Here is a 308-nt window from a genome sequence, read left to right on the forward strand (position 1 = left end):
CATCCGTCCCCGTCGCCAGCAGCTGCCACAAGTCCTCCGGCGTACGCACACCGCCCGGGAACCGGCAGCTCATCGCCACGATCGCCACCGGCTCGTCGTTCACCACCCGCCCGACCACCGTCAGCGCCGCATCGACCGTCCCACCGAGCAGTTCGGACCGCAGGTGCTGGGCGAGCGCGGTCGAGGTCGGGTAGTCGAAGACCAGGGTTGTCGGCAGGCTCAGTCCGGTGACGGCGTTGAGGCGGTTGCGCAGTTCGACGGCGGTGAGCGAGTCGAAGCCCAGCTCGCGGAACGCCCGTCCGGCGTCC

General features: G+C 70.8%; 1 protein-coding gene. It reads right to left on the minus strand.

Going from position 1 to position 308, the window contains the following annotated elements:
* Positions 1-308, minus strand: a 308-nt coding sequence (locus tag UK12_RS35090) for an acyl carrier protein (protein WP_045307275.1), incomplete at both ends; no start/stop codon positions are given.

The organism is Saccharothrix sp. ST-888 (assembly GCF_000955975.1).
GTDB lineage: Bacteria > Actinomycetota > Actinomycetes > Streptomycetales > Streptomycetaceae > Kitasatospora.